The 14,720-nt window shown below is 49.6% G+C and carries 15 protein-coding genes; 5 read left to right on the plus strand and 10 right to left on the minus strand.

What is annotated here, in order from left to right; all coding sequences use genetic code 11:
• Positions 1-266: 266 nt before the first annotated feature.
• The 4 genes from P2W70_RS34395 to P2W70_RS02260 form a co-directional block, all read right to left on the minus strand.
• Complete coding sequence (locus P2W70_RS34395; RefSeq protein ID WP_420832382.1) at positions 267-377, minus strand: 30S ribosomal protein THX; 111 nt, start codon at positions 375-377, stop codon at positions 267-269.
• A 235-nt stretch (positions 378-612) separates the two neighbouring features.
• On the minus strand, positions 613-882 hold the full coding sequence (locus P2W70_RS02250; protein ID WP_119052270.1) for an HU family DNA-binding protein: 270 nt from the start codon (positions 880-882) through the stop codon (positions 613-615).
• A 289-nt stretch (positions 883-1,171) separates the two neighbouring features.
• Positions 1,172-1,477 (minus strand): DUF4286 family protein, encoded by a 306-nt coding sequence (locus P2W70_RS02255; protein WP_276479797.1) that lies wholly within the window; start codon positions 1,475-1,477, stop codon positions 1,172-1,174.
• Between the two features lie 15 nt (positions 1,478-1,492).
• A complete protein-coding gene (locus P2W70_RS02260; RefSeq protein ID WP_276479798.1) occupies positions 1,493-2,257 on the minus strand; it encodes an exodeoxyribonuclease III in 765 nt (254 codons plus the stop codon).
• A gap of 43 nt (positions 2,258-2,300) precedes the next feature.
• On the opposite strand from P2W70_RS02260, the gene P2W70_RS02265 reads away from it, so the two are divergent.
• Positions 2,301-3,050, plus strand: a complete 750-nt coding sequence (locus P2W70_RS02265; RefSeq protein ID WP_276479799.1) for an LOG family protein — start codon at positions 2,301-2,303, stop codon at positions 3,048-3,050.
• Between the two features lie 67 nt (positions 3,051-3,117).
• On the opposite strand, the gene P2W70_RS02270 is transcribed toward P2W70_RS02265, so the two are convergent.
• Together P2W70_RS02270 and P2W70_RS02275 are read right to left on the minus strand one after the other, a co-directional pair.
• Positions 3,118-3,846: a LytR/AlgR family response regulator transcription factor gene (locus P2W70_RS02270; RefSeq protein WP_276479800.1), complete on the minus strand. Its 729-nt coding sequence runs from the start codon at positions 3,844-3,846 to the stop codon at positions 3,118-3,120.
• Positions 3,843-4,871 (minus strand): sensor histidine kinase, encoded by a 1,029-nt coding sequence (locus P2W70_RS02275; RefSeq protein ID WP_276479801.1) that lies wholly within the window; start codon positions 4,869-4,871, stop codon positions 3,843-3,845. The genes P2W70_RS02270 and P2W70_RS02275 overlap by 4 nt, the downstream gene beginning before the upstream one ends.
• A 196-nt stretch (positions 4,872-5,067) precedes the next feature.
• Between P2W70_RS02275 and P2W70_RS02280 the strand changes: the two genes are divergently transcribed.
• Both P2W70_RS02280 and P2W70_RS02285 read left to right on the plus strand, forming a co-directional pair.
• Positions 5,068-5,973, plus strand: a complete 906-nt coding sequence (locus tag P2W70_RS02280; protein ID WP_276479802.1) for a DUF5694 domain-containing protein — start codon at positions 5,068-5,070, stop codon at positions 5,971-5,973.
• Between the two features lie 116 nt (positions 5,974-6,089).
• A complete protein-coding gene (locus tag P2W70_RS02285; RefSeq protein ID WP_276479803.1) occupies positions 6,090-6,578 on the plus strand; it encodes a hypothetical protein in 489 nt (162 codons plus the stop codon).
• A gap of 74 nt (positions 6,579-6,652) precedes the next feature.
• Here P2W70_RS02285 and metH read toward each other — a convergent pair whose 3' ends face one another.
• The 3 genes from metH to recR form a co-directional block, all read right to left on the minus strand.
• Positions 6,653-9,343, minus strand: a complete 2,691-nt coding sequence (metH, locus tag P2W70_RS02290; RefSeq protein ID WP_276479804.1) for a methionine synthase — start codon at positions 9,341-9,343, stop codon at positions 6,653-6,655.
• A 73-nt stretch (positions 9,344-9,416) separates the two neighbouring features.
• Positions 9,417-10,430 (minus strand): homocysteine S-methyltransferase family protein, encoded by a 1,014-nt coding sequence (locus P2W70_RS02295; protein ID WP_276479805.1) that lies wholly within the window; start codon positions 10,428-10,430, stop codon positions 9,417-9,419.
• A 294-nt stretch (positions 10,431-10,724) separates the two neighbouring features.
• Positions 10,725-11,345 carry a recombination mediator RecR gene (gene recR, locus P2W70_RS02300; protein WP_276479806.1) on the minus strand — a complete coding sequence of 207 codons (621 nt, stop codon included), beginning with the start codon at positions 11,343-11,345 and terminating at the stop codon, positions 10,725-10,727.
• 211 nt (positions 11,346-11,556) lie between these two features.
• Here recR and P2W70_RS02305 point away from each other — a divergent pair, with 211 nt between their 5' ends.
• On the plus strand, positions 11,557-11,928 hold the full coding sequence (locus P2W70_RS02305; RefSeq protein WP_276479807.1) for a hypothetical protein: 372 nt from the start codon (positions 11,557-11,559) through the stop codon (positions 11,926-11,928).
• 13 nt (positions 11,929-11,941) lie between these two features.
• On the plus strand, positions 11,942-13,198 hold the full coding sequence (locus tag P2W70_RS02310; RefSeq protein WP_276479808.1) for a hypothetical protein: 1,257 nt from the start codon (positions 11,942-11,944) through the stop codon (positions 13,196-13,198).
• A 74-nt stretch (positions 13,199-13,272) separates the two neighbouring features.
• On the opposite strand, the gene P2W70_RS02315 is transcribed toward P2W70_RS02310, so the two are convergent.
• Positions 13,273-14,712 (minus strand): Ig-like domain-containing domain, encoded by a 1,440-nt coding sequence (locus tag P2W70_RS02315; RefSeq protein WP_276479809.1) that lies wholly within the window; start codon positions 14,710-14,712, stop codon positions 13,273-13,275.
• Between the last annotated feature and the right edge of the window lie 8 nt (positions 14,713-14,720).

Consider the following 14,720-nt stretch of genomic DNA (forward strand, 5'->3'; position numbering starts at 1 on the left):
CCAACAGGTAATAGTGGGCGTACTATGGCCGCCACACAATCGATAGACCGCGCTTGATGGGGCGGCATTGCCTTTTCAATGTAAGAAAACAGGAAAGAATAGGAGGGGAAAGCCTGAGTAGCCAATACCAGCTATCAGATCAGAAACGGGTGCGCAGGTGGGAAGCGCCAACCCGGGGTATGCGTGGAAGAAAAGGGTTGAGGTGTTGAAAGGTTGATAAGTCAAAACGGATACCGCCTTAACTTATTAACCTATCAACGTATCAACTAGTTCTCTTTCTTGGGAGCAGCAACCTTCTTAATTCTAGCAGGTCTGCTTTTGCCGTAAGAACCCTTGAAAGTCTTGCCTTTCTTGGTTTTTTTATCACCTCTGCCCATGATGGTACATTTTAATGAATGAAATAAAGTGCAAAAATAGTATTTCGGGAAGGTCAAACAAAACGCTTTCTTAAATGTACCCTCCGGCCGTTTAATCTGCCTCTAATAGGTAGGTCTGCCAGCGCTGGCACTTATACCCTCCATTCCGGCGTTTACGGGCATAAAAAAGCTCCGGTACGGCTTACCCACTGTAATGGGAGTTGTATCGGAGCTCTTAATAAAGTTGGTGCAGCAATTATAATTTAGCTTGCAGCTCTTTACCAGCCTTGAAGCGGGCAACTTTCTTTGCCTTGATCTTGATCACAGCACCAGTTTGCGGGTTGCGACCGTTACGGGCAGCTCTTTTAGAAACTGAGAAAGTACCGAAACCAACCAGGGTTACTTTACCACCACCTTTCAGGGTCTTGGTAACTGCCTCTACAAAAGAATCCAAAGTAGCGTTTGCCTGCGTCTTGGTGATACCAGCGTCGTCTGCAATCTTTGCGATTAACTCAGCTTTGTTCATAGTGTAATGTTTTAAAATTTAAGCACGACAAATGTAGTCGCTTTTTTATTGAAACAAAATTAATCTACGCTAAAATTAACAAATGACGAATGTGCTATAACCCGCTGGGGGCAAGGTTTGTAAGCCATCAGTCCACTCGCTGATCAACTGCATCAAGTATTGTTGTCGGCTGAAACCCTTTGTACGCCTGCGTTTCACGCGATGTGCCCTGAAAGGCTGGCCAGCAGTGGGTTTCGGCGAAATAAGACCTGATTTTCATTGGGAGAATGTTAAAATATTTTTTCCACACTCATTTCACAAGCTCCATCAAACTACTGAAGGCAATACAATATTCTCCCCATCGTTCATGACCTTCCTGCTTGAAAGCAGCATCATGCACATCGACGTATCGTAAATAGTCGTCTTTCGCACCGCAAAAATACTGTACTGCATAAGTCAGCCCTTCCGTTTCATCAGTATCCAGCAGCTTTACAAATTGAGCACGATCAAAACAGCCCGTCGCTATCACTGCAGGAATACGTTTCTCCTGCATCCATTTTACCCACGATTCATGAATCCCCCAATGAACGAAAGTTGTTACGTTATAGATATACATACGTTCACAATTATTTTATTTTAACTCCAGGTACACCGGACAATGGTCGCTGTGCTTCACATCATGATAGATATCGGAAGCCTTGATGCGACCACGCAAAGGTTCCGTAGCATTGATATAATCAATACGCCAACCCTTATTCTGCAAGCGTACAGAAGGAAAACGCTGGCTCCACCAACTATAACGATGTGGCTCGGGGTGTAGTTCACGGAACGTATCCACCCAACCACTGCCGAGAAACTTGTCCATCCAGACACGCTCTTCGGGCAGGAAGCCGGAATTGTTCTTGTTTCCCTTCGGATCATGAATATCAATCTCCTTGTGAGCGATATTGTAATCACCGCACAAGATCAGGTTGGGAATTGTTTTACGTAGGTCGTTCACATAGGCAAAAAACTCTTCCAGCCAGGTGTATTTGTAGGTCTGCCGCTCATCGCCACTCGTGCCCGAAGGGAAATAAGCATTGATCACCCGCAGATCGCCAAAGTCGAGCTGTATCACACGACCTTCGTCATCACTGACCTGGTGCCCCGTACCATACACCACATTGTCTGGTTTGATTTTCGTAAGTACAGCCACACCACTGTACCCCTTTTTCTGCGCACTGAACCAGTAGTCATAATACTTCAGGTCTGTAAACTGCTTGTGGTCTACATTATCCCGGTGTGCCTTGGTTTCCTGAAGACAAACAATATCGGCGGGATCAGTCTTCAACCAATCGGTGAATCCTTTGTTCATGGCTGCCCGTACGCCATTGACATTATAGCTGAGGATACGCATGAGTATTTATATTTACATTTGGCCAGCAATTTACAGTATTGATATGGAAGCATCACAACAGAAGACCGCTAATAAGCCGATCATTCCGCCCAAAGAACATTTCTATCTTGATGGACCCAAGCCCAGGATCTATGAATTGTCCTTTGCCTGGAAAGTATTCACCCAGTTTATCAAGGGGTTCCGCAATCTGCACTTCCTGCGCCCCTGTATCACCGTGTTTGGATCGGCCAGGTTCAAGGAAGATCATATCTATTATGAAAAGGCCCGGGAATTTGGGCGAAGAATTGCCGAAACAGGGTTCTCCACCATGACAGGCGGTGGACCCGGTATCATGGAAGCTGCCAACCGGGGCGCCTTCGAGGCCGGTGGTGAATCGGTCGGCTGCAATATCCAACTGCCTTTTGAACAGAAGCCCAACCCCTACCTGCATAGGTCCATTACGTTCGAATACTTCTTTGTACGCAAGGTGATCCTGGTGAAGTACTCGTATGCCTTCATCATCATGCCGGGTGGCTTTGGTACCCTCGATGAGTTCTTCGAAACACTCACCCTGGTACAAACCAAAACGATCACCCAGTTTCCCATCGTATTGTTTGGCAAAGATTACCACAAAGATCTGTGGGACTATATCATGTATATGGCAGAAGAGGGCACTATTGCCAAAGAAGACCTGAACCTGGTACTGCTCACCGACGACGTCGACGAAGCCATGCAGCATATACAAACCTATATACAGAAGAATTATACCATAAAACCAGCCAGAAAGAAATGGTGGTTGTTTGAGAAGAACTAGGCGGTCGCTGGCGCCCTGCCAATTGGCTGGCGAATGTGCTTAACGTGAACATCGTGCCCGTGTTTGCTCACTTAATGTTGAGCCGCTGTTGAAATTGCTCCTGGTAGGTTTCGCCCACCGGAATATACTGGCCGGCAATCACGATGCGGTTGCGTTCGATGAATTCGATCTTGTCCAGCGCCACCAGGTACGATTTGTGCACCCGCATGAACTGGCGCTCGGGCAATTGCTCCTGGAAACTTCTCATACTTTGCAGGGTGAGCACCTTGCCCGCCGGCGTATGAATGGCCACATAATCCCGCAGGCCTTCCATATAAAGAATATCAGCCAGGTCGATCTTCTGGATCTTGTATTCGGTCTTTACGAATATATAGCCCGCTACGGGTTCTGTTGGGGGCGCGGCCTGTATTACCACCGCAGGTTCGGTAACAAGCCGCTCTCGCGCTTTATGGGCCGCTACCAGGAAGCGGTCGAAGGTGATGGGCTTCAAAAGGTAGTCGATCACATCAAATTCATAGCCGTCGAGGGCATAGTCGGGATAGGCCGTGGTCAGTATCACCTTGCACTTATGACCAATCACCTTCATCAGCTGCAGGCCCGTCAGCTCTGGCATCTGGATATCGAGAAACAGCAGGTCTACACCACCCGCCTGTATCAGCTCTATCGCCTCAAAGGGATTGGTGGTCTGTGTTCTCAATTGCAAAAAAGGCGTTTTGTTGACATAGTCTGCCAGCAGCTTCAGCGCCAGCGGTTCGTCATCGACGACAACACAGGATATAGTCTTGACAGTACTCATCTGCTGATCTCCAATTCTACTTCAAAAATATTGGTTGTTTGCCGTACCTCCAGCTTGTGGTGATCGGGATATAGCAATTCCAACCGGCGGCGCACATTTTCCAATCCGATACCACCGCCGGCATCCTTCTGCTGTACACCGATGTGATTGCTGATCCCAAACCGGATCACCTGGTCATCAACATGCAGACGCATCCGGATCGTGCTGCCTTTGCGTACATCGCCATGCTTGAACGCGTTTTCCACGAAAGGGATTAGCAGCAGGGGCGGAATACTGGCTTTGCCGGGATTGCCGGAGAGTTCCAGCGTGGCTGGCAGGGTATAGTCGAACCGCAGCTGCTGCAGCTCCATGTATTTATGGATATAGTCCAGCTCTTTTTGCAAGGGCACCAGTTCGTTGGAGTCGTACAGCATATACCGCAACAGGTCGGATAGCTTGGCGATGGCCGTCAACGACTGATCGCTTTTATGGTAAACGAGCGAATAAATATTGTTGAGGCTGTTGAACAGGAAATGCGGGTTGACCTGCGACCGCAAAAAGGAAAGCTCCGTTTGCTTGTTGATCAGCATCAGGTTCTTTTGATGCAGCTGGTGCTGGTGATCGCTGATCAAAAAGAAATAGATGATGCCAAATGCAGAATACAGGGCAGCAAAATACAGGTTGTCGAGATAATAGTAGAACAACGAAACATCGGCCCGGTAGTTCCGAAAGCCATAGAGGGCGGGGTAGAGGCGTTCCTCCACAAGAAAACGAAGGGTAACCACCACCAGGCTTAGCAGCAACCAGTATAACTGCGTACGCTTCTTGCTCTTTCTGAACTGGGTCTCGAAGATGATGAAGGAGAACAGCGGATATAGGATAAAGATAAAATAGCCGCTCACCATCAACGCATGATCCTGGGGGCCGCCCACAATCCACCTGAAGGGGTACTGTCCCCGTACGTACAAAGCGATGGAGGAACCCAGTTCGCGTAAAACCTCAAAAACCGTGTAGATCAGGAATATTCTTAATAGATGCCTGCGCATACCCAAATCTAGGGTACTTGCAATGAATGGCCATGTACGATATGCACGGCGGAGGGCCTTTGTCTGCCAACGCCTGCCTTTCGTCTTCCAATGCGCAGGTTGCCCGGTAACGGACTGGAAGACAGAATCAGCCTGTTAGCAGATCAGAAAAGCGCAGCCATTGCCCCTGTTATTCCTTTGCTGAAAATTAATCGACATGAAGATCTTACCTGTAATCCCTATCCTGTTATTAAGCGTGCTACAGGGATTTAGTCAACCGGTGAACTGGAAGAAGCTGGAACAACTGGACCCCGCTAAAATACTCGTAGATCCGGCAGAGCCCCCTACCCAGGCCTTGTTGCTGGGCGCTTTTCACTTTGGCTACCCGGGGCTGGATGCCCATAAAACAGACTCGCTGAAGATGATCGACGTGCTGTCACCGCAACGGCAAAAGGAGATCCGCCAGCTCAATGATGTGATCGTTTCTTTTAAACCGACTCGTTTTTATATAGAGATGAAAAGCCAACGATATGCCGACTCGCTATACAATGCTTACCTGGCGGGTACCTATAGCCTCGAACGGGATGAGATCGACCAGATCGCATTCCGGTTGGCCAAAGAATTGGGCCATAAAAAGATCTATGCCGTGGATGCGTTCGGTTTTGCGCAGGAAAATTATAAGAAATACACTTTTATCGATTCCATCTGGTACAACAAGACCCGCGTAGATACGGTACGCGATAAGAAGTTCGATGAGCGCTATTTTAAACTGTATGAAGCAGGCGATTCCATGGAGCTTACAATGACCATGCTCGAAAACTTTCTCGCCATGGCTGATCCCCGCACGCTCCGCTATATGCATGGTCATTACCTCACGGCGGGTTTTAACACTACTGACCACAAAGGCGCCGATGGACAGGCCATTGGCTGGTACGACCGCAACCTGCGCATCTTTAACAAGATACTTCAAACGAGACCGGCTTCCAACGACCGTATCGTGGTCCTTTTCGGTGCGGGCCACATGCCGATCCTGAAGCATTGTTTTGTCAGCTCTCCCGAATTCAATGTGGTGGAATTGAAAGACCTGGACCTCCAAATGCAAAAGGCCGGTAAGATCAAATAGAGCCTAGCCATGAACGATGAAAGGCACACCGGCTACCAGCCTGTTCAGGCTGGTAGCCGGTACCGTTGTGAGCTGGGTAAAAAAACACTATATTGGAGGTCATAAACTACCCCCCCATGGACCCAAATCCTCAACCCCAAAACCAAGCAGCCGATGCCCCGAAGCCGGCAGAGCCGCAACCAACAGCAGCCCCCCAGCCCGAAAACCTGCTGGATGACGTATACGATGATTCGATGGAAGGCTATGACAAGCCCGTGCGTAAAGCGCGTAATATTCTGTATATAATAGGGGCCTTGCAGTTGGTAGGTCTTTTTACCATTCGTGACCTATATGATACCGAGCTGTACATCACTGCGGGTGTATATATATTCTTTGCCGTCTTGTTTGCTGGCCTTGCCTTCTGGACGAAATGGAAACCTTATACCGCCATTCTTACCGGACTGATCATCTACGGCGCACTGGTCCTCTTGTCGGCCATCCTGGAGCCTGAGACGATCATAAAAGGCATCATCCTCAAGATCATTGCCTTTTCATTACTCATCAGTGGCCTCAAAAATGCCAAAGAGGTACAAAACTGGATGGAGCTCCGCAAATCGCGTCAGTAATAGATTACTCCCTATACGCAAAGAGCCGGATCAACTGATCCGGCTCTTTGCGTATAGAGGAAGCTTACTGCTTATTATTCCAATACAGGGCGCAGCCATCTTTCCGCTTCGTCGAGGTCCATGCCTTTGCGTTTGGCATAGTCTTCAAATTGGTCTTTCTCGATCTTGCCGATACCGAAATACTTACTGTCCGGATGAGCAAAATACCAGCCGCTGACAGAAGATGCCGGGTACATGGCCAGCGACTCTGTGAGGGTGATGCCGGTTGCTTCCTTGCCGCCCAGCATATCAAACAGCTTGTACTTCTCCGTATGGTCGGGACAGGCAGGATAGCCGGGCGCGGGACGTATACCCAGGTACTTTTCGCTGATCAGTTCCTCATTGCTCAGGTGCTCTTCCTGCGCATAACCCCAGAACTCTTTACGCGTCCGCTCGTGCAGCAGTTCAGCAAACGCTTCTACGAGACGATCGGCCAATACCTGAAGCGTGATCTTGTTGTAGTCATCCATTTGCGCTACAAACCGCTCGATATGCGGTTCGATGCCCTGCATGGTAACTGTAAACGCTCCGATATAATCGGCGGGAGCCGCTGCATCCTTGCCGGGCTTGATAAAGTCGGCCAGACTTAGGTTGGGCTGACCAGCTGCTTTCTTGATCTGCTGACGCAGGAAGTCGAGCTGGAACCGGCCTTTATCGGTATATACATCCACGGTATCATCAGCCACGGCGTTGGCAGGCCAGAAGCCGATCACGCCGCGCGGGGTCAACCATTTCTCGTCGATGATCTGTTTCAACAAAGCCTGCGCATCGTTGTACAGCCTGGTTGCTTCCTGTCCCACCACCTTATCTTCCAGGATCTGCGGAAACTTGCCATGCAACTCCCAGGCAATGAAGAAGGGACCCCAGTCGATGTATTGGGCGATCTCGGCCAGGTCGTAGGTATCGAATACCTTCGTGCCGGTGAACATTGGCTTTACGGGGGTAAATGCCGGCCAGTCGATCTTTACTTTATTCTTTTGTGCCTCACCAAAAGGAAGGTATTGCTTGGCTGATTTCTTATTGCCAAAGTCCTCTTTCAGCTTGGTATATTCATTTTTGATCTTACCCAGGAAATCGGGTTTTTGTTCATCACTCAGCAGGGAACCGGCTACCGTTACACTCCGGGAGGCATCCAGTACATGCACGACCCCCAGGTCATATTCGGGAGCGATTTTTACCGCCGTGTGCATACGCGAAGTCGTGGCACCACCTATCAGGAGCGGCTGCTTCATGTTGCGGCGCTTCATCTCCTTGGCAACGTGCACCATCTCGTCGAGCGAAGGGGTGATCAATCCGCTGAGGCCAATGATATCCGCCTTTTCGCGCTGGGCCGCCTCCAGGATCTTGTCGGCGGGCACCATCACCCCAAGGTCGATGATGTCATAACCATTACAGCCGAGTACAACACCAACGATGTTCTTACCGATATCGTGAACATCGCCTTTCACCGTAGCCAATAGTATTTTAGCAGCTCCGCCTGCCTGCGCATTCGGGTTGTTTCTTTTTTCTTCTTCAATAAAGGGCGTCAGTACGGCCACGCTCTTCTTCATCACACGGGCACTTTTTACCACCTGGGGCAGGAACATCTTACCGCTGCCAAACAGGTCGCCCACCACATTCATTCCGTCCATCAGGGGACCTTCGATCACTTCCAGTGGCCGGCTGTATTGCTGACGGGCTTCTTCCGTATCTGCTTCGATATAATCGGTGATGCCATTTACCAGCGAGTGGGTAAGGCGTTGCTGCACCGTACCATTCCGCCAGGCTTCGTCTTTTACTTCCACCTTGCCCTTGGCTTTCACCGTTTCGGCAAAAGTGATGAGGCGATCGGTAGCATCAGGACGGCGGTTCTGGATCACATCTTCACACAGCTCACGCAGTTGCGGTTCGATCTCGTCATACACGACCAGCTGGCCGGCATTCACGATACCCATATCCATACCTGCCTTGATGGCGTGGAAGAGGAATACGCTGTGTATCGCCTCCCGCACGTGGTCGTTACCCCGGAAAGAGAACGATACGTTACTGACACCACCGCTGATCTTGGCCAATGGCATCCGTTGCTTAATTACCCGGGTAGCTTCAATAAAGTCGACAGCGTAGTTGTTGTGTTCTTCGATACCGGTGGCCACCGCAAAGATATTGGGGTCGAAGATGATGTCTTCGCCAGCGAAACCTACTTCTTCTGTAAGAATCTGGTAGGCCTTGGTACAAATATCTACCCGGCGTTGAAAAGTATCAGCCTGTCCTTGTTCGTCGAAGGCCATCACCACCACGGCCGCGCCGAAGAGTTTACAGATCTGTGCTTCACGGATGAACTTGTCAACACCTTCCTTCATGGAAATGGAGTTCACAATACACTTTCCCTGTACGCACTTGAGGCCCGCTTCGATGATCTCGAACTTCGAGCTGTCGATCATGATGGGGATCTTGGCGATATCGGGTTCGCTCTGCAGCAGGTTGAGGTAAGTGGTCATGGCTTTTACCCCGTCGAGCAGGGCATCATCCATGTTCACATCGATCACCTGGGCGCCACTTTCCACCTGTTGGCGGGCCACGCTCAGGGCCTCTTCGTATTTGTTCTCCCTGATAAGACGGGCAAACTTCTTCGATCCGGTTACGTTGGTACGCTCACCAACATTCACAAAATTCGTTTCCGGGCGTACTACGAGTGGTTCCAGGCCGGAGAGCCGTAAGTAAGGCTTGATAACAATTTGTTCGGACATATGCTTTTTTCCTGTTGGGAATCGGGTAAACTATATCAATAGGGGCATTCCGAAGAACGCCCCAGTAAAGTTGTTATTTCAAGGTTGCTTCCAATACGGGCAGCGGCCTTGGTTTGATCTTCTTCATGTGGTCGGCAATATGCTTAATGTGATCGGGGGTGGTACCGCAGCAGCCACCAACGATGTTCACAAATCCCTGCTCGGCCCATTCTTCAATGAAGTGTGCAGTCTGCTCGGGCAGCTCGTCATACTCACCCATGGCGTTGGGCAGGCCTGCGTTGGGGTAAGCAGAGGTGAAGCAGGAAGCAATCTGGCTCAGCTCTTCGATGTGCGGGCGCATTTCTGCGGCACCCAGGGCACAGTTCAGGCCAATGCTCAGGGGCTTGGCGTGTGATACCGATGTGTAAAAAGCCTCAAGAGTTTGTCCGCTCAGGGTACGGCCCGATGCATCGGTAATGGTACCGCTGATCATGATGGGCAGCTCCGGTTTCTGGGTATCCTGGAAGAACTTTTTGGTAGCATAGATCGCCGCCTTGGCATTGAGGGTATCGAAAATGGTTTCGATCAGTATGATGTCCACGCCACCTTCCACCAGTCCGCTCACCTGCTCGTAATAGGCCGTCATGGCCTCGTCGAATGTGAGGGCGCGGAAGCCGGGGTTGTTGACGTCCGGCGACAGGCTGAGGGTTTTGTTCAATGGGCCGATCGCGCCAGCTACATAACGTGGCTTGGAAGGGTCCATAGCGGTATATTTATCGGCAGCGCGACGGGCACATTGGGCGGCCGCCACATTCAGCTCGTAGGCGTATTCCTGCATTTCGTAATCGGCCATCGCGATGGTCGTGCTCGAAAAAGTATTTGTCTCGATGATATCTGCACCAGCTTCGAGGTATTGGCCGTGTATCTCTTCAATGATATGAGGTTGCGTGATGCACAACATATCGTTATTGCCCTTTACATCCAGGTGCCAGTCCTTGAAACGTTCACCTCGGTAGTCGGCTTCTTCCAGTTTATAACGCTGGATCATGGTGCCCATGGCCCCGTCGATGATCAAAATGCGCTTTTCTAATTGATTCCTGATGTCCATATGCTATAATTTATTGTCCCGCCATCTCAACAATGGCAGCAATGGCAAAACGGGTGATGCATAAGATAGTCAGGCAGTTGGGTGGCTACTGTTCGTTTGGCAGAACATCATAAACGTAGGGAAAATGGTAAGAAGGTTTTCCTGTCGTTTATTAGTTCTGTTGTTGAAAATTCGCTCTTCCGGAGCGCTGCCCCTGTGGGCACCAGGCCGAACAATAAACAAATCCGCCTGCGATCAGGTCGCAAAGTTAAGTTAAGAAAGGTTAATATCAAAACAAGGCTGGAACTGAGGATATTACCGGTTGGCCACGTAGCTTTCGACCGGTAAGCGGTTGGTGATCGACCGGGCGAGGGTCATTTCATCCGCATATTCCAGCTCGCCGCCAAAGGCGATACCGCGCGCGATGGTGGTGATGCGCACCGGCAGGGACTGAAGCTTTTTCTGTATGTAATAAATCGTCGTATCTCCTTGAATATTAGGGTTGAGGGCAAAAATGATCTCTTCGATCTTCTCTTTCTGGACCCTTTGTACCAGCGCTTCGATATGAAGCTGGTCGGGTCCAATGCCGTCCAGGGGGGAGATGATGCCTCCCAGGATATGGTAGGTACCGCTGAACTGTTGGGTGCCCTCGATAGCGATCACGTCCCGGATATTCTCTACCACACATACCAGGTCCTGGCGCCGCAGCGAATTGGCGCAGATGGAGCAGATATCGCCGTCGGCCACATTAAAGCATCGCTGGCAGAACCGTATCTCCCGGCGCATCTTCATGATCGATTCCCCAAAAAGTGACACTTTTTCAGGTTCCTGCTTCATCAGGTGCAACACCAGCCTCAAAGCCGTCTTTTTACCAATACCCGGTAGTTTGGCAAATTCATTGACAGCATTTTCCAGTAACACAGAAGAGAATTGCATAAGGCAAAGATACAATTTTCGAGGCTCGCCTGCCTGGCAGGATGTATGGCATTTTTTGTTTAAGCGACCTGCCTGCTGTTGATCGATCCCGATTAAAAAATGCCGGTTTTCACCTATCAGGAACTCCGGTTTACCCATTTCCGATAGTAAATGGCGTTTGTTTATCAACGTTTTTGTTGCATATTTGCGCACCCCCTAACCAATCTAACGTATGAAACTTAGACAATTATTGGTGCTTGCGTGCCTGCTTACGCTGGTACACACATCGCAGGCCCAGGGAAATTACCTGCCTGGAACTGTTGTCACACTCGATGGAAAACTGCAAACCGGCCATATCGATTACCGTGAATGGCGACTCAATCCCCGGAAAATATCGTTTACAACTTGGAACGTTCCAGCTATTTTGCCGCCAATCCATTCCTCTATAGTCTCCGGGTTGGATACCGGTTCAAGCGCAAGTTGTAGTTTAAAGAGCGCTTTCGACGGTCATCTACGCTTTGCCGCTTTTAATGTTGACGGCAAATGTGGGCCACTATCATTTAAAAAAGTCATTTACATTTTTTATTCATTATATACCCTTTAACCAACATTGGTTTATGAACTTCAAACATGCGTCCGTATTCCTGCTGACCGCCCTATTCGGCGCAGCCCAATCTTCACAAGCGCAGAGCAATTTCCAGCCCGGCTCTGTGGTCTCGCTCGACGGGAAAGAGCAAACCGGCTTGATCGATTACCGCGAATGGCGGGTCAACCCCCGGAAGATTAGTTTTATTAAGACGCTCGGTGGCGAAACTCTCGCCTTCTCAGTGGCCGAGCTCGCTTCCTTTAAGGTAGACGGTAAAGACTCCTTTACGCGGGCAGTGGTAACCAAAGACATGGCCCCCGTTGAGCAGCAGGAGGTGATCGATGGCAGTCCTGGGGAAACCGTGACAGATACCGTATTCCTGCGGATACTTACAAAAGGACATGCTGTGGAATTGTATGAGCTGTATGATACCAAGCCCCATTTTTATATCCGGGAAAAAGACGGCGACTACCAGGAGTTGACTTATAAAGTAAGCTATAATGCCAACACCTCCAACCTGGAGTACAAGTACACCTACCGCAATCAATTGCAGAAATTTGCCTTCGGTCATTCCGACGAAAACAGGCTACTCGGTTACCTGGCAACCATCAACTACAATGAGCGCGACCTGATGAAGGTGGTAGCGGCGATCAACAAGGTAAAAGTGGAAAGAAAGAAAGGATCATTGATCAATTACTTCGCAGCGGCAGGCCCGGTGATGACCACCCTCAAAACAACTGGCACCACCGACCTGGCAGACTTTGACTTCAAGACCAATACCGGATTTACGATCGGAGCGGGTATTGACTTTGCCTCTTCACGGAATTTGCAGGACCTGCTCATCCGATTCGAACTTTTCTACACGTCTACAAAGTATGAAGGCTCCGGTAAATTAACTGACTACCTGCCGGAAGGCGCCATCGGTACTTATACCTTAAAGCATAACAATCTGACCCCCTCACTGTCTCTGTTGTACAGTTTCGTAAGAGCGCCCAAATTTAAGTTGTATGCAGGGCTTGGCGTCGACTACAATTTCTCTTCTTATTCCGACAATACCTACCGGTTGAAATGGATCAACTACGATAAAGAGAATGAAAGGGAAAACTACCTGAAACTCGAAAAGAACTGGATGTCTGTTTCTGCCCGTATCGGTGCTATCATAGGAAATAAACTGGAAATAGGATTGGTCGGTAAGGTCGCCGGCTCGTTCGAAAATATGATGCTGATCAACGCCAAACCTACTATCTACGGCCTTCGGGTCGGGTACCGGTTCAAACGAAATATATAAACAGCAAGAGGCGCCTGATGAAGGCGCCTCTTGTCATATTAAGTTGTCGGTGGTGAATGCTTTGGTGGTGGACTCTACAGGGTAATATCTATTTCGTTGTCCCAGTTGGCCTTGATGTTTAATTTGCGCGGTACGGGTACGGCTCTTTCGGGTTGGCGCCGCTTACCAAAGAACTCACCGCCATCCCATACACCGTTCTGATTGGTATCGAAAAGAATGCGCATATCGTATTCTCCGGGTGTAAATAGCTTGGCATAAAAGGTATTGTTGGTGAATACATGGCTCTTTACCACTTTGTCGCCCTGAATAAACTGAAGAACGGGATGTTGGGTGAGGTCGAGGTTGAGGAACCGTAGTCTGACCATGCCATAGTCGGCTTCTTTCTTCGTGCGGAATTCAAGCGTGTCGATACGGGCCAGTTTATGCCCCAGTGAGTCTTCTGCAAATGCAGGATCGAAGATCAGGTTGTACGGTGTATTGAGCACCCAATTGTATTCCAGGGTGATCTTTTTGTCGGAAGAATCTTTGATGAACCGGTAGCCGGTGAGCGGCTCAAACTTCTCTCCTACGAACTGTACTTTTGAAGAGTCGAAATATTTGAGCGGTGCTGCTTTGAAGTTGATCTCCAGCTGACCGAGGATGTCGAGTTCCTGACCGGCAAGATTGGTCTCCATCCGCAGACGCTTGTCCTGAACGGCGGTTGCGTTCTTACTGACGGCTGGCCGTACAGGCGGCAAGGCAGGTTTTTTGGCCGTACTTGTATCTGCTTCTTCCTCTTCTGTTTGCGGATAGGCGTACAGTGTATAAGATTTTCCTGCTGTAGTGTTGACCAGCGAATCGGAGAAAGCGAATAGTTGTCCGCGATTGCTGAACTTACGCTGACCGCCTTCGTCTTTGAACGCATAGAGCGCATAGGTCCCCGCAGGTAGGTTGTGAAAGGTAAACTGGCCTTCTTTGTCCAGTTTGGCCATATACCGGGGGCGGTCTTTGATCACTGCGGTATCGGCCAGGTTGGGGTGAAGCACCGCTATCAGGGTGGAATCGGCCTTGCCTGTTTCGGCTATGATTACCTTTCCGGAGACGGACAGGGAGTCGATGGCATCTCCTGTACTGAATATATACGTGAAGTTTCGCAGCACATTGCCCTCGTTGATGTCTTTGATGGCATTGCCAAAATTGAGAGAATATGTCGTGTTCGCTTCCAGCGTATCCCTGATCACCACGGTCATGGTGCGCAGTTTGGTGGTCACATTGGGCGCTAGTTTGGGTACAGGCGATACCAGCAGGTTTTCCTGAATATTGTCTGGCGGAGCAATGTATTCATTGAATTCAAACACGATCCTTTTGCCGTTGAAATGCCGTGCAGAGTCTGCTGGTCTTACTTCCACGAGAAGAGGAGGCAAAGAATCTCTTGGTCCTCCCTGGGGCGCGGCCATATTGGCACATCCTACCGTAAGCACCTGGAATTGAGCGATCGCAACTATAATAAGAAGAATGGATAAAACCTGCTTCATGGAAATTT

Source organism: Paraflavitalea pollutisoli, assembly GCF_029360705.1.
GTDB classification, from domain to species: Bacteria; Bacteroidota; Bacteroidia; order Chitinophagales; family Chitinophagaceae; genus Paraflavitalea; species Paraflavitalea pollutisoli.